Origin of the sequence: Pseudoalteromonas sp. US3C1004 (assembly GCF_048401065.1) — a bacterium.
In the GTDB taxonomy this organism is placed as follows: Bacteria; Pseudomonadota; Gammaproteobacteria; order Enterobacterales; family Alteromonadaceae; genus Pseudoalteromonas; species Pseudoalteromonas undina.
Genome location: NZ_CP183073.1, coordinates 74,111 through 98,562 on the forward strand (window position 1 = coordinate 74,111; position 24,452 = coordinate 98,562).

Consider the following 24,452-nt stretch of genomic DNA (forward strand, 5'->3'; position numbering starts at 1 on the left):
AAACATGAAATTAGTGCCAAGGTATACCGACATTGGTGAGGGGTTTGCAATTAGCGATCATCCAGCCAAGGTGACAGCGCCACGGTTATTGTTATGGAATGAGCCCTTAGCCGAACAATTTAATATACAAGTGAATGCAGATTCTCGAGCAAATATATTCAGTGGAAATGAACCTCAAGCAGTTTCTGCAGTTGCATTAGGGTATTCGGGTCATCAGTTTGGTCATTTTTCTCCACGCTTAGGAGACGGCCGAGCGCATTTACTTGGCGCGATCAGTGATGATAAAAACCAGCTTTGGGATTTGCAATTAAAAGGCGCTGGCGCTACGCCATTCTCGCGTGGTGGAGATGGGCGCTGTGCATTAGGACCTGCTATTCGTGAGTACGTAATGAGCGAAGCAATGCATGCGCTTGGCATTCCTACTACGCGTTGTTTAGCCGTGGTTGGTAGTGGTGAAACTGTTTATCGTAACCCGCCGCAACCTGGCGCTATTGTAACGCGACTCGCGAGTAGTCATATTCGAGTTGGCTCGTTTCAATATTTAGCTACCCAAGGCGATTTGACCAGTCTAAAAAACTTAGCCGATTTAGCCATTCAAAGACATTGCCCTGAAATTAACAGCACTGGCGCCCAGCGATACTTGGATTTTCTAGCCGTAGTGATAACCAATCAAGTTAACTTAGTCGTAAGTTGGATGAGGGTGGGGTTTATTCATGGGGTAATGAATACCGACAACACCTTAATTAGTGGTGAAACCATAGATTACGGTCCATGTGCCATGATGAACCAGTTTGATTTTGATACCGTGTTTAGCTCTATTGATAAGCAAGGGCGTTACGCATTTGGTAATCAGCCAAACATGGCGAGTTGGAACTGTGCTCGCTTAGCTGAGAGTCTAATGGCACTAATAAGTGACGACGATGAGCAAGCCGTAGCAATGCTGACACCTATCATTGCAGACTTTTCGACCCAATTTAATCAGCAATTTAGCGCTATGTGGGCACAAAAGTTAGGGCTAACAATAGCTGATGATAAAGATAATGAGCTGGTGGGGGAGTTACTAGGGCTATTAAAAGAACACCAGCTTGATTATACCAATACTTTTAATGCACTCACTGAGTCGTTAAATGGGCAAGCTGAAATACCATCAGCACTTACCTCTTGGGCACAGCAATGGCAAACACGAACTAATGAGCACAGCTATCAAGTGATGCGACAAGCCAATCCGAGCGTGATCCCACGTAACCATATTATTGAAGATATTATTACTCAGTACACTACGCATGGGGATAGTGAGCTACTCAGTCGTTTTAGCAAAGTGATGTCGAGCCCTTACACAAGCCATGCGCAGGCCACTGAGTTTCAAACGCCGCCCGAAGATGATAAGAATTATCGTACTTTTTGCGGTACTTAAGTATGGTTTATTGCATTTTAAAATGAATATAAAAGGTCATTTTTTACCCCTGCGATGTTCATTCATAGAGCAAACTATGAACGAATGATACCATAACATCCATAAAGGCTAGTGATCGTATGGGGTTTAAAGCGATTGTTTGCTTTTTGAGCTAGTCTTTGTTCAGTAACATTTTTTATGGGCTAGTTTTATTATCCTAAGATATTGAAAAAATATATTTGCGTTAAGTATTGATTAACAAAGGCTCAGTTACTGTATAGGTAAGTTAGAAGAGCTAGCAATGCTTAGCTACATTTTTAGTTGTTAAAATGGGAAGAAAACAATGAAATTAAAATCACTTACAATTGCCATAGCGTTAGCTGCAACTAGCGCATCTACTTTTGCTGCCGAACAAGAAGGTTTTTACATTGGTGCGTTCGGTGATTACTACGATGCTTCGTGGAAAAACATGCGTGAGCAGGCTGGCCTTGACGTTAATGAGTCAACAGGTTGGGGTGCTGAATTAGGTTACCGCTTTAATGATTACTGGAGCGCACGTTTAGAATACGCAGACCTAGATTTTAATGCACATGACAAAGTACTTAACAACCGCAACGATATTGACGGCGAACGTTACGGTATCGATGCGCTTTACCACTTTGGCGGCGGCCCTTTTTACGGTTTATTCGGTCTGAAAGACATTGATGTTGTTGATGACAACACGTTTGTAAATGCAGGTGTAGGTTACCGACACTTTGTTACAGACAACTTCTTTGTAAATGCTGAAACCAGTGTTTACCAAGGTTTAGACAAAGGCTACACAGATGTTGGCGCAAAATTAGGTATTAACTACTTTTTCGGCCAAAAATCAGCGCCAGTAGCACCAGTTGAGCCTGCACCACAACCAGAGCCAGAAATTGTTCCAGTGCCGGTAACACTTGCTGATACTGATAAAGATAGCATTCCTGATGTAGATGACAAATGTGCTAACACACCGATGACAGATGCGGTTGATAGTGATGGTTGTACACTTTATGAAGATACTGAAGTAACAGTAAGCTTGTTAGTAACATTCCCTAACAATGACTCGTCAGTTTCACAGCAGTACTTAAATGATATTGACGAAGTAGCGTCTTTCTTAAAAGAGTACCCAGATACAACTGTACTTCTTGAAGGTCATACGTCTGCAGTAGGTAAAGCGTCTTACAATAAATGGTTATCTAAAAAACGTGCTGATGCAGTAGCTAAAAAGCTAATTGCTGATGGTATTGCAGAAGATCGCATTACAACAGCTGGCTTAGGCGAAGAACGCCTTAAAAATGAAGCGAATACGGCACAAGCACACGCTGAAAACCGTCGTGTTGAAGCACACGTAAAATCTATTAAACGTGTAAAAGTACTACGTTAATAGTTTCTAATTAAGTAAAAACCCAGCTTATGCTGGGTTTTTTTATGGCTGTTAATAAGTATTCATGAAAGTTGATTTTATGAAATTCACTATTCATATTATTAATAATCGATATAACTAGTTGCCCAAGTGGATGGATTTTAATCTATGTATAAAAGCTTTATAATCGAGCGTTAGAATACTATAAGTATTGGGTTATAGTGTGTTTTGTAAACACTACCGAATACTTTCACGTCACCAAGAGGGCAATACTGTGCTACAAGAATATCGTAAACACGTAGAAGAACGTGCCGCGTTAGGTATCGTACCAGCGCCATTAGATGCTCAGCAAACGGCTGATCTTATTGAGCTAATTAAAACTCCACCGGCAGGTGAAGAAGAATTCGTCCTAGAACTACTAATCAATCGTGTACCGCCGGGTGTCGATGATGCAGCCTATATTAAAGCTGGTTTTTTAGCGGCAGTTGCAAAAGGTGAAGCCGTTTCTCCACTTCTTTCTAAAGAAAAAGCAGCTGAATTGCTTGGTACTATGCTTGGTGGCTACAATATCGCGCCAATGGTTGACCTACTTGATGACGAAGCGTTAGCGCCAATCGTAGTTAAGGGCCTTGCAAACACATTACTAATGTTTGATGCGTTTTACGATGTAGAAGAAAAAGCAAAAGCAGGTAATACATACGCCAAACAAATCATTGAGTCTTGGGCTGCCGCAGAATGGTTTACTAATAAGCCAGCTGTTGCTGAAAAGATCTCGGTTACTGTATTTAAAGTCACTGGTGAGACAAACACGGATGACTTATCACCCGCTCCAGATGCATGGTCACGTCCTGATATTCCACTTCACGCACTAGCGATGCTTAAAACAGAACGTGATGGTATTAATCCTGACAAAAACGGTGAAGTAGGTCCTGTCACTCAACTTGAAGAATTAAAAACTAAAGGCTTACCACTTGCTTACGTAGGTGATGTTGTTGGTACCGGGTCTTCACGTAAATCTGCTACTAACTCTGTGCTTTGGTTTATGGGTGCTGATATCCCATTTGTCCCAAATAAGCGCGTAGGTGGTGTCTGTTTAGGTAACAAGATTGCGCCTATCTTTTTCAATACAATGGAAGACTCGGGTGCATTACCAATCGAATTAAATGTTGATGAATTCAACATGGGTGACCAAATCGACATTTACCCTTATGAAGGGGTTGTTAAACGTCACGGTACTGATGACGTGATCTCTACGTTCACACTTAAATCAGAGGTCATTCTTGATGAGGTTCGTGCTGGTGGTCGTATTCCACTGATCATTGGTCGCGGTCTTACAGACAAAGCACGTACATCACTGGGTTTAGGTGCAACTGACGTATTTAAAGTACCAGCAGTTACTGAAGTGTCAGATAAAGGCTTTACGCTTGCGCAAAAAATGGTGGGTAAAGCATGTAATGTTGCCGGTATTCGCCCAGGCCAATACTGTGAACCAAAAATGACTACGGTTGGCTCGCAAGATACCACGGGTCCTATGACACGTGATGAGCTTAAAGACTTAGCCTGTTTAGGCTTCTCTGCAGATTTAACCATGCAGTCTTTCTGTCATACATCGGCTTACCCTAAACCAATTGACGTAAATACGCATCATACACTTCCTGATTTCATCATGAACCGTGGTGGTGTATCGCTTCGTCCTGGTGATGGTGTAATTCACTCATGGTTGAACCGTATGTTATTACCAGACACCGTAGGTACCGGTGGTGATTCACATACGCGTTTCCCATTAGGTATTTCATTCCCTGCGGGTTCAGGTGCGGTCGCATTTGCAGCAGCAACAGGTGTTATGCCACTTGATATGCCTGAATCGATTTTGGTTCGTTTTAAAGGTGAAATGCAGCCTGGTATCACGTTGCGTGACCTCGTTCATGCCATCCCTTACTACGGTATTAAAGAAGGGCTATTAACGGTTGAGAAGAAAGGTAAAATCAACGAGTTCTCTGGTCGTATACTAGAAATTGAAGGAGTTGAGCACTTAACTGTTGAGCAAGCATTTGAACTATCAGATGCATCAGCAGAGCGTTCAGCTGCAGGTTGTACTGTTAAGCTTTCTAAAGAGTCGATCAGCGAATACCTTGAGTCTAACATTGTTATGCTTAAGTGGATGATTTCTGAAGGCTACGGTGATGTACGTACAATCGAACGTCGTATTACAGCAATGCAAGAATGGCTAGCTAACCCAGAACTAATGGAAGCGGATAAAGATGCTGAGTACAAGCATGTGCTTGAAATCGACTTAGCTGACATTAAAGAGCCGGTACTTTGTGCGCCAAATGATCCAGATGATGCGCGTTTACTGTCTGATGTAACAGGCGAGAAAATCGATGAAGTATTTATCGGTTCTTGTATGACTAACATTGGTCACTTCCGTGCCGCAGGTAAATTACTCGATGGCTTTACTGGTCGTATTCCAACACAGCTTTGGGTTGCACCGCCAACTAAGATGGACAAAGACCAGCTTACGGACGAAGGTTACTACGGTATCTTTGGTCGTGTTGGAGCACGTATTGAAACGCCTGGGTGTTCACTGTGTATGGGTAACCAAGCACGTGTTGCAGATAAAGCAACGGTTGTGTCTACCTCAACACGTAATTTCCCTAACCGTTTAGGTACAGGCGCAAATGTGTTCTTAGCTTCAGCAGAGCTGGCAGCAGTAGCGGCAATTTTAGGTAAATTACCTACTCCGGCTGAGTACCAAGAATATGCAGCGAAAATCAATGCAACGGCAGCAGATACCTACCGTTACTTGAACTTCCACCGTATGCCTCAATACACTAAAAAAGCAGACAACGTAATTATTCAGCAAGCTGTATAATTAATAGAGTTTGAATGAAAAGCCCGCTTCGGCGGGTTTTTTGTCGTTTGAATTTAATTTGGATTATTCATGCTTTAATAATCTTATATTGAATTAAATTTAAGTATTATTTACTTTTTAGTTGAATAATAAAGCAAAAAATCCTCGCTATATGCATTAAAATCCCTGCCAATATTATCATTATTATAAGCAGGATTTTATGACCGCATTAAACAACCAGAATTTACTGCAACTTCGTTTTATTAACCAAGCCAACATTGATTTGGTTAAGCCTTCTTTTGATAACTTACCTGCAAACCCATATGCAGATGGTGCGTTTCGCAAACGCCGTTATTCAGTAGTTAAACTACAAAATGGTGAGCTTAATCTTCAAGCGACTAAAGCGTTTGTGCAAGACGATTCAATTAATACCTTTCAAGGTAATGTTGAACGTACTTACGAAAATTTAGAGCAAAGCTTGCTTGAGTCTGAGGGTATGAAAAGTATTGTTAGCGAATTTTGTGCGATTACCGGTATTGATGCAGAGCGTGATATTGAAATTCACCAATTTAGAATGCTTGCCATTGATAGCGACACGCCAGCAGCCCCAGAAGGTGTGCATCAAGACGGGTTTGATCATGTGTGTGTATGTGGTGTTTCTCATGAGAATTTAGAAGGTGGTGAGCTATTGGTTTATGAAAACCAACAAGCTGAACCTTGTTTTAAAATGGAAATAAAAGACGGCATGTTTGCACTAATTAATGACCGTCAGGTATGGCATAACGCCACGCCAATGAACAAAATTGATGCTAACAAACCAGGTTACCTGGATTGTTTTGTACTAACTGCTTAAGAGAAATAAAATGAATTTAATGCAATTGCGCGCGCAATTTCCTGCTTTAATGCAAACGGTTGATGGCAAGTCACCGGTATTTTTAGATGGGCCTGGTGGCTCACAAGTACCCCAGCAGGTACTCAGTGCCATGACCGCTTATTTAGGGCATTACAATTCAAACTTGGGCGGTGCGTTTTTCTCAAGTGACAAAACGGTTGAGTTAATGGCTAATGCGCGTCAAGCGGCGGCTGATTTGTTAAATGCGCCTAGTGCACAAAATATTGTGTTTGGCCCGAACATGACCAGCCTTACGTTTAGCTTCAGTCGTGCGATTTCACGCAGTTGGCAAGCAGGCGATGAAATTATTGTGACCAATGCAGATCATTTTTCAAATGTATCGTCTTGGCAGCAAGCCGCTGAAGATAAAGGTGCAGTGGTTAACACTGCGCTAATTAACGAAGCCGATTGCAGTTTAGATATGGTGCATTTTGAAAGCTTATTAAACGCTAACACTAAATTGGTTGCCGTTACGTATGCATCAAATACCACTGGCTCTATTAACGATATTAAACGCATTATAGAGCTTGCGCACAATGTCGGTGCATTGGTGTATGTTGATGCTGTGCATTATGCCCCTCATGAACTAATCGATGTGCAAGCGTTAGATTGTGACTTTTTAGCGTGCTCTGCATATAAGTTTTTTGGCCCGCACTTAGGTATGGTTTACGGTAAAGCTTCGCATTTAGAAGGGTTTACACCTTATAAAGTAGAGCCAGCAAAAGATATTGCTCCTGGTCGTTGGGAAACTGGTACCCAAAGTTTTGAAGCACTATCGGGCTTTATTGCGGCGGTTGATTACATTGCGGCAATTAGCGAACTTGATGACAGTCACTCACGCCGAGAAAAACTGCGTGTTGCGTTTGAAAAAACGAAACAACACGAGATGGCGCTTAGTGAATACTTTTTAACACGCCTGGTTAATTATCCGCGTATTAAATTGTTTGGTATTGATGACTTAGAACGCTTAAGTGAGCGTACCCCTACGTTTGCACTGACCTTTGAAGGGTTAGAGCCTCGCCAAGTGTCTGAATTTTTAGGCAAACAACATGTATGTGTATGGGATGGTAATTTTTACGCCCAAGGTTTATGCAAACAACTTGGTGTGCTTGATAAGGGCGGCGTAGTACGCATTGGTTGCATGCACTACAACACTCTAGAAGAAATGGACACGCTATTTAATTTGTTTGATGAGCTACTAGGTTAATCCCTTATTTATTCAATACTTTTTAAAGCCATAAGTAAAAATTACTTATGGCTTTTTTATTGGCTGATTACCTAGCTTTGTGGCGTTCCATATATTTGCTCTGCTCGATTGAACAAAACCCATGAGGTTAAAATATACTTATCATTTGATACTGGCTTATTGCCTCTATGTGTATGCGTGAAATATCCTGGAGCAACCACCATGGAGCCTTTTTTAGGGGCTATTTTACGATTTTGATAATAAAACTCGGTTTCTCCGCCTTCTTCAACATCATTTAAATAAAACATAAATAACAATACCCGGTGCAGGGCTTCATTATGTTGTAACTGCGGATACACCTCACTATGCCAATACGGATAGCCCCCTTTATTGACCTCATATTTTTGTGCTTGAATATTACCGAGCCTAAAAATTTGCTGCACCAATAAAGGAAGTTGTGGTTTACCTACTTCGTCATAATTGGCATGAGTCAAATCTACCGGCTGACCTGTTTTTGGGTGATATACTTTTAAACCAAATGCCCCAATCATCATAAAAATATGTTCTTCAATGTATTTAAAAACATACTGTGCAGTGGTTTGTTGAATATGTTTTAATTGTTCTGCGTATTCAGGATGATTGTTTAAGTGCAGGTCGTGGCTATCTTTTTTATTAAGATCAACGCCGCCCGATGTCATCCCTTGTTTAATATGCGGGCTTTGAGAAAAGGTGGTGATAAAGTTATCACAAAAGTCACTGCTGAGCGCGTTGTCATATACGCGGATAAAGTCCGTCATGAGTTACCTGTTTAATTATTATGGATTATTATGTTTACTGAAAAAGTGATGCCGCGCTTTAGCGAAACGGATGCACTCGGACACATCAACAATACCGTACTCCCAGTTTGGTTTGAAGCCGCCCGAGTACCTATTTTTAAATTTTTTACCCCTGATCTTAATCCTCACAACTGGAAGTTAATTATTGCTAAGGTTGAAGTGTCGTTTGTCGGCGAGCTATTTTATGCTCATGAAGTGACAATTAACACCAGCATAGAGCAGATTGGTAATAGCTCATTTGTGATCCGCCAAGAAGCCTGGCAGCAAGATAAGTGTTGCGCTATTGGTAAAACGGTCATGGTACGTTATGACTTTGCCAGCAAAACAAAGCAAATGCTTTCGGCTGATGAAAAAGCTGCATTAACACAGCACCTTGTTGCAACGAGTTAATCGCAGTTTAGCTATGACTTAGTTAAATATTGCCCTAAGGCAATGACTTGTTTTTCAGTAAAGCGTAGTCCGAGCTTAGTTCTGCGCCACAATATATCTGCGTTAGTTCTTAACCATTCATGGTTAACTAAGTGTGCCATAGCTGCGCGCTATACGTTTTAAGGTGTCGATTGGTAGCCTCTTTTTTGTGGGCTCCAGTATTTAATATTGGATTTTTATGTTGTGACAGCTAATTGCTATTTGTAGGTATGCTAAAAAGGTTGGCCTTGAAATAGGCCAACCATAGTACTTCTCTTTACTGACCATGTATCGATGATTGCTGAAGTTAGATTGATAAATCACGAGTTACTCGACCGCATATCTTGATTAAGCGGAAAATCCACCGTCGATCATCAAGTCAGCGCCAGTGATATAACCCGCTTCTGAGCTAGCAACGAATGCAACTAAGCTCGCAATCTCCTCCACTTGACCATAACGACCAAGTGCACCTATTGCTTTTACAGGCTCCGAAGTATCGCCATTGTCTGGGTTTAAGTCAGTATCGACTGGACCAGGAAGAATGTTATTAACTGTAATGCCTCTAGGGCCTAGATCGCGAGAGAGACCTTTAACCAATCCGGTTAGTGCAGACTTACTCATTCCATATATTGAACCGCCAGCAAAAGGAATGCGCTGAGCGTTCGTACTACTGATATTGATTATTCTGCCATTATTTTTCATGCGTTTCGCGGCTTCATGAATAGCCACAAACACACTTCTTACATTGGTATTAATGGTCTTGTCCCAATTATCCATTGTCAATTTTTCAATACTGTCCCAGATCAGCGTACCTGAGTTATTTACGACAATATCAATTTGACCAAGTTGTTCTATGGTTTCGCTGATTGCATTTCTGATATCTTCAGGCTTAGTGCTATCCGCCTTTATTGCGATGACTTTGCTACCTTGTGAAGTTAAGTTCTCAGCAATCGCTTTAGCTTTTTCGTGAGATGACACAAATGTAAAAGCAACAGACGCTCCCTCCAATGCCAACCTCTCAACAATGGCGGCACCAATACCGCGACTGCCACCTTGGATAAAAGCAACCTTCCCACTGAATCTATTGAAGTTATTCATTATGTTTACCTTAATTAAAATTAGTTGATGTGAATAATCTCGTTGATGTATGCAGAATAATCGATTCACATTGGTTTATTAAGTCTTTAAAATGATAAACACAAAGTCCTGCAGGGAATTAATGATGTTAAAAAGCCAATTTATAGAAGTTCGTCACTTTGTCACCGTTGCGCAGTTGGGGAGTTTTACCCTTGCGGCTCAAGCGCTTGGAATGACCGGTTCAGCTTTAAGTAAAAGCGTTGCTCGACTAGAAAAACAGCTAGGCACCAAACTCCTTCATCGAACAACTCGACGCATCGCGTTAACCAATGATGGGGATTCCTATTTAGCCGACTGCCTTAAAGCGATGACCATTTTAGAGGAAGCAGAGAAGCGCTTAAGCAATCAACAGTTATTGCCATCAGGGCGTGTGCGTATTGATTTACCCGCAGTTCTCGGTAGAAGAGCAATCCTACCCAAGTTGCTAGAATTAACGTCCAAGTTCGAGCAATTAGATCTATCTATTACCTTTAATGACCGTCCTACGGATTTAGTTAGTGATGGGATTGATCTTGCGATCCGCGTTGGGCACTTAGAAAACTCGGGCGATATTGTTGCACGTAAAATTGGGGAGCAAAAAAGGGTGATATGTGCCTCTCCCTCTTATTTGGCAACTCGAGGGCCGATTACCAAAAAAGAAGATCTAGCCCAACATGATTGCATCGTCGGTTGGCCTATAGGACAAAGGCATAGTTGGCTGCTGAAAAATGCTAAAGGGGCAACCGAATCTGTTGATATTTCAGCACGTCATGAGATAGCCGACTGTGAAGGTATTTTGCAATCGACTTTATCTGATGCAGGTTTAGCTCAACTACCAGTATGGTTAGTGAAGCAATACCTTGATGATGGGCAATTATGCCCTGTATTAGAGAAATTCAATGGCGAAGGAGCACCCATCAGTATTGTTTGGCTAAAAACACCTTACATTCTGCCTAAAATAAGAGTCACCATAGATGAGATTATTACTTTAGCTAGCCGTCATCCAGATGTTTTTGAGGCTTCTTTGTGATTTTGATTAATCGAAGTACGACATCGCAGGTACTTTTAGTATTATTGTGTGCGCCCATAAGTATTCTTGTGTTTACTTGCTCACTCTTGTCGTCAGTGCTATTGAAAAGTCTAACTTGTTCAATGCAATACAATGTAGCCATTTTGCGTATAAATCGTTGCGCTCTTCACTGCTTATACTTGGTTCAAAGCGGCGAACGCTTGGCAAGCTGCGCAGTTGATTCATACACCTCAGTTTGTAATCCTGCTAAGTAAGTCACCCCCAGTGAGGTGGTTTCGGTTAAAGTAAGGCGCTCACTCATCACAGCACCTTGTTGCAACGAGTTAATCGCAGTTTAGTCGTGGCAAGCAGGATGTTTAGTCAAATATTGCCCTAAGGCAATGACTTGTTTTTCAGTAAAGCGTAGTCCGAGCTTAGTTCTGCGCCACAATATATCTGCGCTGTTTTTTGCCCATTCATGGTTAACTAAGTAATCAACTTCTTGTGCATATAAGCCATGGCCAAAGTGATAACCTAAATCGCCGATTGCTTGGCTTTTACCCAATAATTGAAAACTAAGCGTGCCATAACTGCGAACCATACGTTTTAAGGTGTCGATTGACAGCCAAGGGTAGCTGCTTTCTAACTGAGCGATAAGGTATGCTTGGTTACTAAAGTCGCCGCCTGGTAAAGGGGTGTTTTTCGTCCACGAGCCACTCATTTTTGGGTAAAAAGGCGCTAACTTATTGACGGCATTTTCTGCAAGCTTTCTATAAGTGGTAATTTTGCCACCAAACACACTTAATAATGGAGCATGATCAGCCTCATTATTTAATATCAGTTTGTAATCGCGGGTGACCGCTTGGGCATCTGTTGATTTGTCATCTAACAGCGGGCGCACGCCACTAAATGTGTGCACAATATCCGCTTCGCTTATTGGCTTTTTAAAGTAATGATTAGTAATACTGATCAGGTATTCGATTTCTTGCTCACTAATTTTTACATCAGTAATATCGCCGGTGTACTCTTCATCCGTGGTGCCAATTAGTGAGTAATCTTGCTCATAAGGAATCACAAATACAATACGGTTATCCTCGTTTTGTAAAATATAGGCAACCGGCTGGCTGTGGATCCGAGGCACCACAATGTGACTGCCTTTTACAAGACGAACAGTATGTGGTGTGGGCTGGGTAAATACATCTTCAAATAATGACGCGACCCAAGGGCCAGCAGCATTTACAACACTTTTAGCTTTAATATTTAGGTGTTGTTTGCTGGCTTGCTGCTCTAAAGTCACATCCCAATAGTCTGCGTTACGGGTGGCTTTAATACAGCGCGTGCGTGTTGCAATGGTGGCGCCCAAATTATGCGCTGCTTGTGCGTTTAAAATCACTAAGCGCGCGTCATCAACCCAGCCGTCTGCGTATTCAAAGCCTTGGGTGATGCTGCTGTTAAGTACGCTATCGCGGTTAAACTCAATCGCTTTTGAAGCGGGTAAAGTATTACGCCAAGCTAGATGGTCATAAATAAATAACCCCATGCGGATCATCCATGGCGAACGCAAATGTGCTTGGTGCGGCAGTCGAAAAGACAGTGGCCACATAATATGAGGTGCTTTTTTTAACAGTACTTCACGCTCACGCAAGGCCTCTCTTACCAATCTAAATTGATAGTTCTCTAAATAGCGAAGCCCGCCATGAATAAGTTTGCTGCTATTAGAAGAGGTAGCAGAGGCTAAATCGTTCTGCTCACATAAGAGTACTTTTAAGCCACGACCACTAGCATCGGCTGCAATGCCAGCGCCATTAATACCGCCGCCAATAATGAGTAAGTCATATTCGTTGTCGTGTGAGCTCATAGATTTCACAGTGTTTAGTCTCTCTCGTCGTCAGTGCTATTAGAAAGTCTAACTTGTGCAATGCAATGTAGCCACTTTGCGTATAAATCGTTGCGCTCTTCACTGCTCATGGTTGGTTCAAAGCGACGATCGCTTTTCCACATGTTGGCAAGCTGCGCAGTAGATTCATATACCCCAGTTTGCAGGCCTGCTAAGTAGGCAACCCCCAATGAAGTGGTTTCGGTCAAGGTTGGGCGTTCAACGCTTGCGCCTAAAATGTTAGCTAAAAATGCCATGGCCCAATTATTGTTTGCCATGCCGCCATCAACTCTTAAAATACTAGGGCGAAGTCCGTCACCCTCCATGGCTTTTTGTAAATCTTTGGTTTGATAACCCACCGACTGCAAGGCAGCTGCGACAATAGTACTAATGCCTGAATCTCGGGTTAGGCCTAAAATAGCGCCTCTTGCATTTGCATCCCAATAGGGCGCTCCTAAGCCAGTAAACGAGGGCACTAAAAACACCCCATGATCTAAAGGAACACCTTTGACAAGGGCTTCACTTTCACCTGCGTTTTCTAATAGTTTTAGGCCTTCTACTATCCACTGCATGGTGGCACCAGCCATAAAAATGCTGCCTTCAATCGCATAGGTTGGTTTGCCGTTGAGCCGATATGCAAGAGTGGTTAATAAACGATTACTTGATTTTAGTGCTTTATCGCCAGTGTTAAGCATTAAAAAGCAGCCTGTTCCGTAGGTGCTTTTTGCCATACCTTCTTCAAAACAGGCTTGACCAATTAAAGCCGCTTGCTGATCGCCAGCAATACCACAAATAGGAATTTCACTACCGAACAACTCGCTGCTTGTTAACCCAAAATCAGCCGCTGAGTCCATTACCTCAGGTAACATAGCCAGTGGGATATCAAATAAAGCCAGTAATTCTTCATCCCAGCATTGCTGATGAATATTAAACAGTAAAGTTCGTGAGGCATTAGTGGCATCGGTTTTGTGCACTTTACCGTCGGTTAATTGCCACAATAAGTAGGTATCTACCGTGCCAAATGCTAGTTCACCTGCATGTGCTTGCTCTTTAGCGCCAGTAACGTTATCTAAAATCCAACGAACTTTGGTTGCAGAAAAATAAGGGTCGAGTACTAAACCGGTTTTATCATTCACCATTTTTGTATGCCCGGCATGACGTAAACTATCGCAATATTCACTAGTGCGTCGGTCTTGCCATACAATCGCGTTATAAATAGGTTGCCCAGTTTTTTTATTCCACACTAAAGTGGTTTCTCGCTGATTAGCAATGCCGATGGCAATTATGTCGGCGGCGGTTACTTGTTGCTGCGCTAAGAGGTTTTTGACGCTGGTTAATACAGTTTGCCAAATATCTACAGGGTCGTGTTCAACCCAACCATTTTTTACAAAATGCTGAGGGAAGGTTTGTTGAGCACTCCCTATCATCTGTGCATCTTTGCTATATAAAATAGCCCGAGAGCTTGTCGTTCCTTGATCAATCGAGAGTAAGTATTTAGCCATAAAAATAACGTTGTTTAATTTAGATAAAGATAGCTTGTCTTTAAGCGAAACGAATAGCAATGCTTTTGCACCATAATGGTTAAAATTATAGATTAGCAGAGGGTAGGAGAGGGAAATGATAATTAAATTATGGCGCCTATTATTTAATAGACGCCAAGCAATAGTGATTAATTAGTACTCGTTAATTGTTGATGTAACCAATCTTTTAATATCATTCTGTCGTGCTTTAGCTGCTGCATAGCTTCGTCATCGATAGGTGAATCTTGTAGTTCAAGTACCCGAATTTCTTTATCGATTTCATTGTATTGTTTTGCTTTAGTAGCAAAGTTTTCATCATTTGCATTGAGTTTTGCAATTGTTTGCGTGTAATCAGGAAAGTCTTTAGTTAATGAATGGTCTTCGCCTAACATAGGTTACTCCTTGCTTATACGTATTTAATGCGTTGTTGGATAATGCAGGTCACTTTACTGATAGACAGTTTGTAACTACTGAATTACTCATATAATAGAGCTTGGGCTGATTTAAAATAAATCAACCATTGCTGATTGTAAGCGAGCTATTTGTATTAGCTGAGCTGCAAAACACTGACACCTGCAAAGCCTTCAGTTAGAATATGCATGCAATAACCATCCGCCTAATTACTTTGAGTACTTTAATACATGCTTTTAATGATCGATAACTACGACTCGTTTACCTACAATTTGGTACAGTATTTTCAACGATTAGATCAAGAAGTGGTGGTAAAACGTAACGACCAAATAACGCTGAGCGAAATTAAACAGTTAAACCCCGATCATATTGTGATTTCTCCAGGCCCTAAAAGCCCAAGTGAAGCGGGAGTATCGTTATCTGTTGTAGAGCAATTTAAAGGAACTTATCCTATATTAGGTATTTGTTTGGGGCACCAAACCATTGCTCAGGTGCTAGGTGGTAAGGTGGTGCGCGCTAAACAGGTTATGCATGGAAAAACATCGCCAATTTATCATCAGCATCAAGGTATGTTTAAAGGTTTACCCAACCCGCTGACAGTGTGCCGCTACCATTCTTTAATTGTTGAAGCACACTCATTGCCTAAAGAACTAGAAGTAACAGCATGGACACAAAGCAACACTGGGCTGCGTGATGAAATTATGGGATTGTTGCATAACGAGCTCGCACTTGAAGGCGTGCAGTTTCACCCTGAAGCAATTTTGACCGAGCAAGGCTTAGCCTTACTTGATAACTTTTTAACGCGCTTCTAGGCTTATACCTGTAAGCTATTTTCCTTTTTTGCCTTAAGATAGAGTTTATGACCGATACATTGCAGCAACAGCGAATTGTTAACGTGCTACACCAACGAGCGCATGATTTGCTACTGGGTCATAGTTTTGCTAATCAGCAAATAGGCTTTATTCATACCTTAGACCTCAATGACGGTAAACCCGTTAAAAAGCGTACCTTATTAGAAGTTGAAGTGGCCGCTCAGCAAAAGCGTCAACAAAAAAGTACTTCACATCAAAAGTTACAGGCAAAAACCAGTCAAAAATTACATACGGTTATTGAAACCGTGATGGCCAAACGTCTTGAAGACATAGATTTAGTCATCAAAGACACTGTTGGTATAGATGATAATGTGCCCGCGATACTTGATATTCTTGCAACACGCGCGGCATCGGTCGGTCGTTTAGAGCCGCTAATTAACGATTTAAACTGGCTTGGACGAGAGCTGGTTACCTTAGTTAATTTACCTTTTTATCGTAAGCAACGCAGTAAAGGCACCTCAGTCAAAGTAGATACCCCAGCATTGGCATTACGTTATTTAGGCTTAGACAACCTGCAACTGGTAGTGCCTACTTTTGCAGTGCGCCATTGGATGCCAAACAGTACCGCACCATTTCCGCTATTAAAGCGCAGGTTAAAAGACAATACTATGTCATGTGCTATTGCGGCACAAACTCTAGCGCAGCTTAATGGGTTAAATCCCATGCATGCATTTACCTTAGGCATGTTATTAAATGTGGGGCAAATTGCCTTAGTGCGCTTATACTTAAAAGTGTTTGAGCAAGTATGGCAACGCAAAATACAGCGTGCTCGTGAAGAAGGTGACAAAAACCTACACACTGCGTTGTTGGAGTTAAAACCTGACCCGCTATTTTTAACGACATTGCTGAATGAAAAATCACTGCTTGTTAGCGCCAAGGTGATTGAAACCATGTCATTTAAATACTTACCCTTTAACACTGTTATGCAGCAGTTAGTGAATGGGACAGAAAAAGGTGATAGCTTATTGCCATTATCGCAAGTAATTTTAAAAGCTCGCTGCTACTCTCAGTACTTAAATTTAAAAGAGCACCAGCTTATTGAAGACGATGAATTACAAAGCTGGTTTAGCTATTATAAGTTTACAAAAAAAGAGTTAGAGACCTTACAAACAGCTAATTTTACTAATTTGGCACTTCAAATCGATTAAATCTGTTAATTTTTTTGCGACTATTCATTCACTTTAATTCTACTTATTCATGTGCAGTTGGTTTATAAGCGCTATGCTTTTTTCGTTGTAGAGGCGCTGACTAAGGTAAATGCACATCATTATTAGCTCTCAAATAGTTATTCACTATCTATGAAATAATATCTTAAGCCCTTTATTTTAAAGGGGTACATGAAAGTTTTTGAAGAGACATAACCCTAAATTTCTGAAATAATGAGCGCCTGAAAATTGAACCACAACGTAGTTTCAGGCAAATACATAGCTATTATTTTTTGCCGACACATTTGGTTATTAACAATAATCACACCCCCTATTCTACTGCTTTGTGATGCACACAATTAAGAGGAAATAAAATGACAGTCAATCGCGAATTATTTGATCACGTAATGGTTCCTAACTACGCACCTTCAAGCGTAATTCCAGTTCGAGGCGAAGGTTCTCGTGTATGGGATCAACAAGGACGAGAGTTTATCGACTTTGCTGGTGGTATTGCCGTTAACTGTCTTGGCCACTGCCATCCTGCATTAGTGGGTGCATTAAAAGAGCAGGGCGAAAAAATTTGGCATTTATCAAATGTAATGACCAATGAGCCAGCGCTTCGCTTAGCTAAAAAAATGGTTGATGCGACTTTTGCAGAAAAAGTTTACTTTGCAAACTCAGGCGCAGAAGCAAACGAAGCGGCACTTAAATTAGCGCGTCGTTTTGCGCTTGATAAATTTGGTGCAGAAAAGTCACAAATTATCGCCTTTAATAAAGGTTTCCATGGTCGTACCTTCTTCACGGTTACTGTAGGCGGTCAAGCGGCTTACTCTGACGGTTTTGGTCCTAAGCCAGGCGACATTGTTCATTGTGACTACAATGACCTTGCCGCATTTGAAGCACTGATTAGCGATAACACCTGTGCGGTAATGATGGAGCCAATTCAAGGTGAAGGCGGTATTATCTCGCCAACTGACGAATTTGCTCAAGGCGTTCGTGATTTATGTACTAAGCACAATGCATTGCTAATTTTTGATGAAGTGCAATCAGGTGTTGGTCGTACGGGTGAGCTATACGCATACCAAGGCTTAAACGTAGTACCTGACATTTTAACTTCAGCTAAAGCACTTGGTGGCGGTTTTCCAATTGGCGCTATGCTAACAATCACTGAGATTGCACAGCATCTTAAAGTAGGTACTCATGGTTCTACTTACGGCGGTAACCCACTAGCCTGTGCAGTTGCAGAAGCTGCATTTGATACAGTGAACAATCCAGAAGTATTAGCGGGCGTTAAAGCAAAAGCGGCGTTATTTACCGAGCTACTTAATGCGATTAACGAAAAGTACCATGTATTTAGTGAAATTCGTGGCCAAGGTTTATTAATCGGTGCCGTAGTTAATGAGCAGTACAAAGGGCGCGCTAAAGAGTTTTTAGTTGCAGGTACTGAGCATGGCTTAATGTCACTTGTAGCGGGTGCTGATGTGGTTCGTTTCACTCCATCTTTAGTAATACCAGAAGCTGATATTCGCGAAGGTATGGCACGCTTTGAAAAAGCAGTAGCCCACGTTGTAAATGCGTAATCGCTAATTCAACTTCTCTAAGGGCAAACATTGTTTGCCCTGCAGTTCCTATTTACCGTTATATATAAGGGAGTAAGCGGATTCATGATGATCCTTCGCCCAATCCAAAAAAGTGATTATGCAGCTTTAGTAACCATTGCCGACGAGTCGGGACATGGCTTTACTTCTTTACCTAATAATGAAGAGTTATTACAAAAGAAGATTGCACATTCAGTTAACTCATTTACAAAAACCACGTCACAACCTGGTGATGAAGGGTACTTATTTGTTCTTGAAGATACTGAAACTGGTGAAGTAGTTGGTACTTCAGGTATTGAAGCGGCAGTTGGCTTAGATGACGCATTTTATCACTATCATTTGAGTAAAGTGATTCACTCTTCGCGCACGCTAGATGTATATAAAGCGGTAGATATTCTCACCCTTTGTAATGACTACACTGGAGCTACAGAGCTGTGTACGCTGTTTTTAAAAGACGGTTATCGTAAAAATTGTAACGGTAAGCTGCTTTCAAAAGCACGCTTTATGTTTATAAAACAGCACCAGCAACGCTTTGCACAAACCGTTATCGCAGAAATGCGTGGCGTATCTGACGAAAACGGCAGTAGCCCGTTTTGGCAGTGGCTTGAAGAGCACTTTTTCTCAATGGATTTTCCAACCGCAGATTATCTGACGGGAATTGGCCAAAAAGTGTTTATTGCTGAGTTAATGCCTAAATACCCAATTTACGTCAACTTATTGAGTAAAGAAGCGCAAGCGGTTATTGGTCAAGTACACGATAATACGCGCCCAGCTATTCAGTTATTAAAAAGTGAAGGCTTTACTTTTAATGGTTACGTCGACATTTTTGATGCAGGCCCAACCGTTGAAGCAAAAGTAGATAACATTGCTACTGTACGTAATGCACAAAACTTTAGTGTTGAAATTGGCGAAATGACAGGTGATACCATGGTATTGCTAGCCAATGATAAGCTTGAAGACTTTAGAGCAACCGTTGTTCCTATGGCATTTGATTCACGTTCAAACAGCCTTGTGCTTACGCAAGAACTTGCTGATGCATTACATTTAAAATCGGGCGACTTTGTTACTGCTACCCCAGTTTAATTTAGGAGAAAGTATATGACTCATCCTGCACAATTTATTAATGGTCAATGGTCGCAAGGCCAAGGCACAGAATTTAACTCAGTTAATCCTGCAAATAACGACGTTATTTGGCAGGCATCAGCTGCAAGCGCAGAGCAAGTAGATAGCGCTGTAGCATCAGCACGTGAAGCATTTTACAGCTGGGCTGATAAAAGCTTTAGCGAGCGTTTAGAGATTGTAAAAACCTTTGCTGCAACATTAAAAGAGCACAGCGAAGAGCTAGCGGTTGCTATTGCACAAGAAACAGGTAAACCACTTTGGGAAACACGTACTGAAGCGGGCGCCATGGTAGGTAAAATTGCCATTGCTGAAAAAGCATTTTTAGACCGTACTGGTGATGTTGAAAACGCTATGCCGCAAGGTCGTGCGATGATCCGTCATAAGCCACATGGCGTTGTTGCTGTATTTGGCCCTTACAACTTCCCTGGGCATTTACCAAATGGCCACATTGTACCTGCACTTTTAGCCGGTAATACTGTGGTATTTAAACCATCTGAACTTACACCTATGGTGGCTGAGCTAACCCTTAAACTATGGGAAAAAGCCGGTTTACCTGCTGGGGTAATTAACCTAGTTCAAGGTGAAGTAGAAACAGGTAAAGCATTGGCGTCACACAAAGGCATTGATGGTTTATTCTTTACTGGGTCTTCACGTACGGGTCATATTTTACATGAACAGTTCGCAGGTCAGCCAGGTAAAATTTTAGCGCTTGAAATGGGTGGTAATAATCCGCTAATCGTTAAAGATGCAGAAGATACTCTTGCTGTAGTGCACGATATTGTGCAATCTGCGTTTATCTCAAGCGGCCAACGTTGTACCTGTGCGCGTAAATTGTTTTTACCAACAGGCGCTAAAGGCGATGAAATTTTAGCGCGCTTAATTACAGCGACTAAAGCAATTAAAGTTGGTAACTACGACGACGCTGACCAACCGTTTATGGGTTCAATGATCTCAGCGGCCGCTGCTGCTGGTATGGTTAAAGCGCAAGACGAGTTAAAAGCCATAGGTGGAGAAGTATTAGTTGAGCTTGAGCATACAGCTAACACCGGTTTTGTTACACCGGGTATTATTGAGTGCACAAATATTAAAGACTTCCCAGATGAAGAGCATTTTGGTCCACTTTTAAAAGTATTCCGCTTTGATGACTTTGACCAAGCGATTGATAAAGCAAACGACACTAGCTTTGGTTTATCAGCAGGCCTACTAAGTGATAACCAAGCTGATTACGATCATTTCTTACGTCGTATTCGTGCGGGTATTGTTAACTGGAACCGTCCAATTACAGGCGCCTCAAGTGCTGCACCGTTTGGTGGTATTGGTGCCTCAGGTAATCACAGAGCAAGCGCTTATTACGCTGCCGATTACTGTGCATACCCTGTTGCCTCTGTGGAACTTGAAAAAGTAACCATGCCGGCTACATTAAGCCCAGGCTTAAAAATAGATTAAGTTAATAATACTTAATTAGTATAAAAGCAGCTTCGGCTGCTTTTTTTGTATTGCAATCCCACAAAGCTAGCAATTATTAGTGCTTTCTGCTTAAATTAAGCAATCAGTATTTTTGAGGTAAATAAACGATGGTTTTAAACAGGCAAGGGTACGATGACTTAATAATGTACCTAACTCAGAACTTAGCGTTGTTTGAAAAACCAGGCGAAATAAAGCCAGGTGCGCCAACCGTTATTGAGTTAATTGAAGATGTAATTGCCGAAAATGTCATACGCATTTGTCAACAACACCCAGACCTTTCTACAGAGCAGCGCAGTCAAATTGTGCGCGAGGTTGATGGCATTGTTTACGATTTACAAGAAGTGCTGAGTAGTGTGACCTCTCACACTGTTACAGTAGAACAGCATGCTTTTATTGATGAATTTGCTGGGCTAGTTAAAAACTTATTTGATAACGCTATTAATTAATTGTTCCCCCTTTAAAAACCACGCTTTATTCGCTATTTAATTTTAAATGCGCTTGAGAGTCTGCGTGTAATGAATACAAAATTAAACTAATGAGATAAAACAATGCAAGCAAATGTAAAATGGGTTGAAGGTAATACCTATATAGGCCGCTCTAATAGTAATCATAATGTGGTATTTGATGCGGGTAGTGACGGAGCAGCACCAAGCCCAATGGAAATGGTGCTTATGTCTGTCGGTGGCTGTTCATCGGTTGATGTGGTAAGTATTTTAAAAAAAACCAAGCAAGACTTCTCATCCGTTGATGTGCAATTAACTGCTGAACGAGCAGAAACAGCCCCGCGCGTGTTCACTAAAATTAATTTACACTTTGTTGTAACTGGTAAGAATGTGTCTGAAAAACACCTAGAGCGAGCGGTTTCGCTTTCTGCCGAAAAGTATTGCTCAGTTGCATTAATGCTTGATAAAACAGTAGAAATTACCCACAGCCATGAAGTTGTTGAAGATCAGGAAAAATAACGCTTTTTCCGTGAGTGAAATTCGTATAAAATCCGCGAACTTTTCATTCTGCAGGTGCAGATTTCACTAATTTATAGGTTGGTTTATATGAACAAACCCTTCGATAAACTTAAACTTCATGGCTTTAATAATTTAACTAAAAGCCTAAGCTTTAGTATTTACGATATTTGCTATGCAAAAACAGAGCAGCAACGTAAAGAATATATAGAATATATCGATGAGCAGTATAGTGCAGATAGACTAACCGACATTTTAGGTGATGTGGTTGATATTATTGGTGCCAATATTTTAAATGTTGCACGTCAAGATTATGAGCCACAAGGTGCCAGTGTAACTATTTTAGTTTCAGAAGAGCCTGTAGAAGAGCAGCAAAACTATGATGCTGACGAAGCGCCAGGGCCATTACCTGACTCAGTGGTTGCACACCTTGATAAAAGCCACATTTGTGTTCACACATATCCTGAAGCACACCCAGATGATGGTATTTGTACTTTCCGTGCGGATATTGAAGTATCAACCTGTGGCATTATTTCGCCGCTTAAAGCGTTAAACTTCTTAATCCATAGTCTTGAGTCTGATGTGGTAACGATTGATTACCGCGTACGTGGTTTTACCCGTGATGTAAACGGCGTTAAACATTACATTGACCATGCAATTAATTCGATTCAAAACTTCATGACAGAAGATACCAAAGAAGCGTACCAAATGATGGACGTGAACGTGTATCAAGAAAACCTGTTCCATACCAAAATGATGTTAAAAGAGACCGATTTAAATACGTATTTATTTGGTTTATCTACTGATGATTTGTCAGATGACGAAGAAGAAGAGATTCGCTCAAAACTAACACGTGAAATGCAAGAAATATTCTATGGCCGTAACCTGCCAGATACAGAGTAATACCAATTGCATTAAATAAAAATGGCGCTCATTGAGCGCCATTTTTGTATGTCTGAGAAAGCTCAAGTAAATGAGCTGGGCTTTTGTAATAAATACTTACTTAGCTAAGCATGCTGTACAGTAACGCACACACTGCTAATGAACCGACAGCCAGTACAAATAAGGTACTTAAACGATTACGGTACTTTTGTAAGCTAGGCACTTTGTAAACTGCAATCATTGGCATAATGAATAAAATCATCGCAATGATTGGGCCTGATAACTGATCCATCATATCTAGTATGCTTGGGTTTTTAACCGCGCAGAACCAAATAGCGAAAAACATCAGTACCGCACCCACTTTGTCAGCCACTTTAGGCCTCATGCTTGAGTGTTTAGTCACTAACCCAGTAAAGCTTTCGCGTGCCCCTAAAAAGTGACCTAAAAACGACGACATAATCGCAATAAAGGCAACCAAAGGTCCCAGCGTTGCAATGAATGAGTTTTCTGTAATATTAGCCAAGTAAGATAAAACAGAGACGTTTGCCGCTTTTGCTTCAGCCATTTGGTCACCGGTAAGCGATAACACGCATGAGAACACAAATAACAAAACAAAGGTAATCAATAATAAGCTAGTGCGCTTTAAAATCGCTTCTGACTTAGAGGTTGCTAGGTCACCATAGTGGCTGCGTTGTTTATTAACAAAGCTTGAAATAGCCGCTGCATGGCTAAATGAAAACACAATAATAGGAATCGATAACCAAAGTGTTTTACTAAAGCTACCTAGCCCAGGCATAGTTGTATCGGGCATTTGCCAGCTTGGGATTAAATACAGAGATAAAAAGAATAAAATACCTACTAGCGGGTACACTAAAATAGCAAAGGCGCGTAGCATTAAGCGTTCACCGCCCATCATTAAGCCAATCATAACAGCAACAAGTACACCTGAAAGCACAACGCGTGACGGCGACTCCATTCCTAATTGATTGACCATAAAGCTGTCTACCGTATTGGTTAAACCCACACCGTAAATGAGCAAAATAGGAAAAATTGATAAAAAGTATAACAAGGAGATCAGTCGGCCCGCGTTTACGCCAAAGTGTTCTTCTACCACATCGGTAAAATCAGCCTCTTTATTTTTTGATGATAATACAAAACGCGCCAAACCACGGTGCGCTAAAAAGGTCATAGGAAAGGCTAAACACGCCATAATAATCAGCGGCCAAAAACCACCAATACCAATATTAATCGGTAAAAATAAAATACCAGCACCCACTGCGGTGCCAAAAAGGCTAAGTGTCCACTGCGTATCATGCAGGTTCCATTTTGATTTTGACGTGTGTGCGTCTTGTGCTGGTGCATTTGAAAGCGTTGCACCTTGAGATGTTGTCATGTGTGTATCCATTATTTATCATAATAATTGCGCCGAAGAATATAGTTTTTAACCACACATTTCATGTGTTTTTATGTCTTGGATATAAATTTGTTGTAGCGTATTAGTTACTGACTGTCACGAATATGA

General features: G+C 41.3%; 22 protein-coding genes and 1 pseudogene. 15 read left to right on the plus strand and 8 right to left on the minus strand.

Translation table 11 applies throughout. The features are described 5' to 3' along the window. Positions 1–4: 4 nt before the first annotated feature. The 5 genes from ACNSN3_RS00370 to ACNSN3_RS00390 all read left to right on the plus strand — a co-directional run bounded on the left by ACNSN3_RS00370 (position 5) and on the right by ACNSN3_RS00390 (position 7,730). Positions 5–1,414: a protein adenylyltransferase SelO gene (locus tag ACNSN3_RS00370; RefSeq protein ID WP_418608094.1), complete on the plus strand. Its 1,410-nt coding sequence runs from the start codon at positions 5–7 to the stop codon at positions 1,412–1,414. A gap of 322 nt (positions 1,415–1,736) precedes the next feature. Beyond that, positions 1,737–2,801: an OmpA family protein gene (locus ACNSN3_RS00375; protein ID WP_010392045.1), complete on the plus strand. Its 1,065-nt coding sequence runs from the start codon at positions 1,737–1,739 to the stop codon at positions 2,799–2,801. Between the two features lie 253 nt (positions 2,802–3,054). Then, positions 3,055–5,652, plus strand: a complete 2,598-nt coding sequence (gene acnB, locus ACNSN3_RS00380) for a bifunctional aconitate hydratase 2/2-methylisocitrate dehydratase (RefSeq protein ID WP_138623575.1) — start codon at positions 3,055–3,057, stop codon at positions 5,650–5,652. 199 nt (positions 5,653–5,851) lie between these two features. Continuing rightward, positions 5,852–6,484 carry a 2OG-Fe dioxygenase family protein gene (locus ACNSN3_RS00385; RefSeq protein ID WP_008108423.1) on the plus strand — a complete coding sequence of 211 codons (633 nt, stop codon included), beginning with the start codon at positions 5,852–5,854 and terminating at the stop codon, positions 6,482–6,484. Between the two features lie 10 nt (positions 6,485–6,494). Further along, positions 6,495–7,730, plus strand: coding sequence for a cysteine desulfurase-like protein (locus tag ACNSN3_RS00390; protein WP_418608097.1), 1,236 nt, complete (start codon positions 6,495–6,497; stop codon positions 7,728–7,730). 71 nt (positions 7,731–7,801) lie between these two features. Here ACNSN3_RS00390 and ACNSN3_RS00395 read toward each other — a convergent pair whose 3' ends face one another. Next, positions 7,802–8,506: a 2OG-Fe(II) oxygenase gene (locus tag ACNSN3_RS00395; protein ID WP_010392055.1), complete on the minus strand. Its 705-nt coding sequence runs from the start codon at positions 8,504–8,506 to the stop codon at positions 7,802–7,804. A 30-nt stretch (positions 8,507–8,536) separates the two neighbouring features. Between ACNSN3_RS00395 and ACNSN3_RS00400 the strand changes: the two genes are divergently transcribed. Further along, positions 8,537–8,935, plus strand: coding sequence for an acyl-CoA thioesterase (locus ACNSN3_RS00400; RefSeq protein ID WP_008108428.1), 399 nt, complete (start codon positions 8,537–8,539; stop codon positions 8,933–8,935). Between the two features lie 11 nt (positions 8,936–8,946). Here ACNSN3_RS00400 and ACNSN3_RS00405 read toward each other — a convergent pair whose 3' ends face one another. After that, positions 8,947–9,075, minus strand: a complete 129-nt coding sequence (locus tag ACNSN3_RS00405) for a hypothetical protein (RefSeq protein ID WP_258306477.1) — start codon at positions 9,073–9,075, stop codon at positions 8,947–8,949. A 226-nt stretch (positions 9,076–9,301) separates the two neighbouring features. Beyond that, positions 9,302–10,051, minus strand: a complete 750-nt coding sequence (locus ACNSN3_RS00410) for a 3-oxoacyl-ACP reductase family protein (RefSeq protein WP_418608100.1) — start codon at positions 10,049–10,051, stop codon at positions 9,302–9,304. Between the two features lie 124 nt (positions 10,052–10,175). Between ACNSN3_RS00410 and ACNSN3_RS00415 the strand changes: the two genes are divergently transcribed. Beyond that, on the plus strand, positions 10,176–11,099 hold the full coding sequence (locus tag ACNSN3_RS00415) for a LysR family transcriptional regulator (RefSeq protein WP_010392061.1): 924 nt from the start codon (positions 10,176–10,178) through the stop codon (positions 11,097–11,099). A 123-nt stretch (positions 11,100–11,222) separates the two neighbouring features. Here the strand turns inward: ACNSN3_RS00415 and ACNSN3_RS00420 are convergent. The 4 genes and pseudogenes from ACNSN3_RS00420 to ACNSN3_RS00435 all read right to left on the minus strand — a co-directional run. Beyond that, positions 11,223–11,394 (minus strand): annotated as a pseudogene (locus tag ACNSN3_RS00420) (glycerol kinase); the annotation flags it as partial. A gap of 39 nt (positions 11,395–11,433) precedes the next feature. After that, positions 11,434–12,936 carry a glycerol-3-phosphate dehydrogenase gene (gene glpD, locus ACNSN3_RS00425; protein ID WP_418609019.1) on the minus strand — a complete coding sequence of 501 codons (1,503 nt, stop codon included), beginning with the start codon at positions 12,934–12,936 and terminating at the stop codon, positions 11,434–11,436. A 14-nt stretch (positions 12,937–12,950) separates the two neighbouring features. Continuing rightward, positions 12,951–14,456 (minus strand): glycerol kinase GlpK, encoded by a 1,506-nt coding sequence (gene glpK / locus ACNSN3_RS00430; protein ID WP_418608102.1) that lies wholly within the window; start codon positions 14,454–14,456, stop codon positions 12,951–12,953. A 167-nt stretch (positions 14,457–14,623) separates the two neighbouring features. Further along, positions 14,624–14,866 (minus strand): YdcH family protein, encoded by a 243-nt coding sequence (locus ACNSN3_RS00435; protein ID WP_418608104.1) that lies wholly within the window; start codon positions 14,864–14,866, stop codon positions 14,624–14,626. A gap of 249 nt (positions 14,867–15,115) precedes the next feature. On the opposite strand from ACNSN3_RS00435, the gene ACNSN3_RS00440 reads away from it, so the two are divergent. The 8 genes from ACNSN3_RS00440 (at position 15,116) to speD (ending at position 22,951) form a co-directional block, all read left to right on the plus strand. After that, on the plus strand, positions 15,116–15,697 hold the full coding sequence (locus ACNSN3_RS00440) for an anthranilate synthase component II (RefSeq protein WP_010392074.1): 582 nt from the start codon (positions 15,116–15,118) through the stop codon (positions 15,695–15,697). Positions 15,698–15,744: 47 nt separating this feature from the next. Further along, positions 15,745–16,905, plus strand: coding sequence for an HDOD domain-containing protein (locus ACNSN3_RS00445; RefSeq protein WP_010392076.1), 1,161 nt, complete (start codon positions 15,745–15,747; stop codon positions 16,903–16,905). 371 nt (positions 16,906–17,276) lie between these two features. Continuing rightward, positions 17,277–18,482: an aspartate aminotransferase family protein gene (locus tag ACNSN3_RS00450; protein WP_418608107.1), complete on the plus strand. Its 1,206-nt coding sequence runs from the start codon at positions 17,277–17,279 to the stop codon at positions 18,480–18,482. A gap of 84 nt (positions 18,483–18,566) precedes the next feature. Further along, positions 18,567–19,583, plus strand: a complete 1,017-nt coding sequence (gene astA, locus ACNSN3_RS00455) for an arginine N-succinyltransferase (RefSeq protein WP_055012478.1) — start codon at positions 18,567–18,569, stop codon at positions 19,581–19,583. 15 nt (positions 19,584–19,598) lie between these two features. Then, on the plus strand, positions 19,599–21,068 hold the full coding sequence (astD, locus tag ACNSN3_RS00460; protein ID WP_075170838.1) for a succinylglutamate-semialdehyde dehydrogenase: 1,470 nt from the start codon (positions 19,599–19,601) through the stop codon (positions 21,066–21,068). 128 nt (positions 21,069–21,196) lie between these two features. Continuing rightward, entirely contained in the window at positions 21,197–21,535 is a 339-nt protein-coding gene (locus ACNSN3_RS00465; protein WP_010392083.1) for a DUF3802 family protein, read from the plus strand. Positions 21,536–21,637: 102 nt separating this feature from the next. Continuing rightward, positions 21,638–22,051, plus strand: coding sequence for an OsmC family protein (locus ACNSN3_RS00470; RefSeq protein ID WP_010392086.1), 414 nt, complete (start codon positions 21,638–21,640; stop codon positions 22,049–22,051). A gap of 87 nt (positions 22,052–22,138) precedes the next feature. Further along, complete coding sequence (gene speD / locus ACNSN3_RS00475; protein ID WP_010392088.1) at positions 22,139–22,951, plus strand: adenosylmethionine decarboxylase; 813 nt, start codon at positions 22,139–22,141, stop codon at positions 22,949–22,951. 100 nt (positions 22,952–23,051) lie between these two features. On the opposite strand, the gene ACNSN3_RS00480 is transcribed toward speD, so the two are convergent. Beyond that, positions 23,052–24,323: an aromatic amino acid transport family protein gene (locus ACNSN3_RS00480; protein ID WP_055012480.1), complete on the minus strand. Its 1,272-nt coding sequence runs from the start codon at positions 24,321–24,323 to the stop codon at positions 23,052–23,054. Positions 24,324–24,452: the final 129 nt, after the last annotated feature.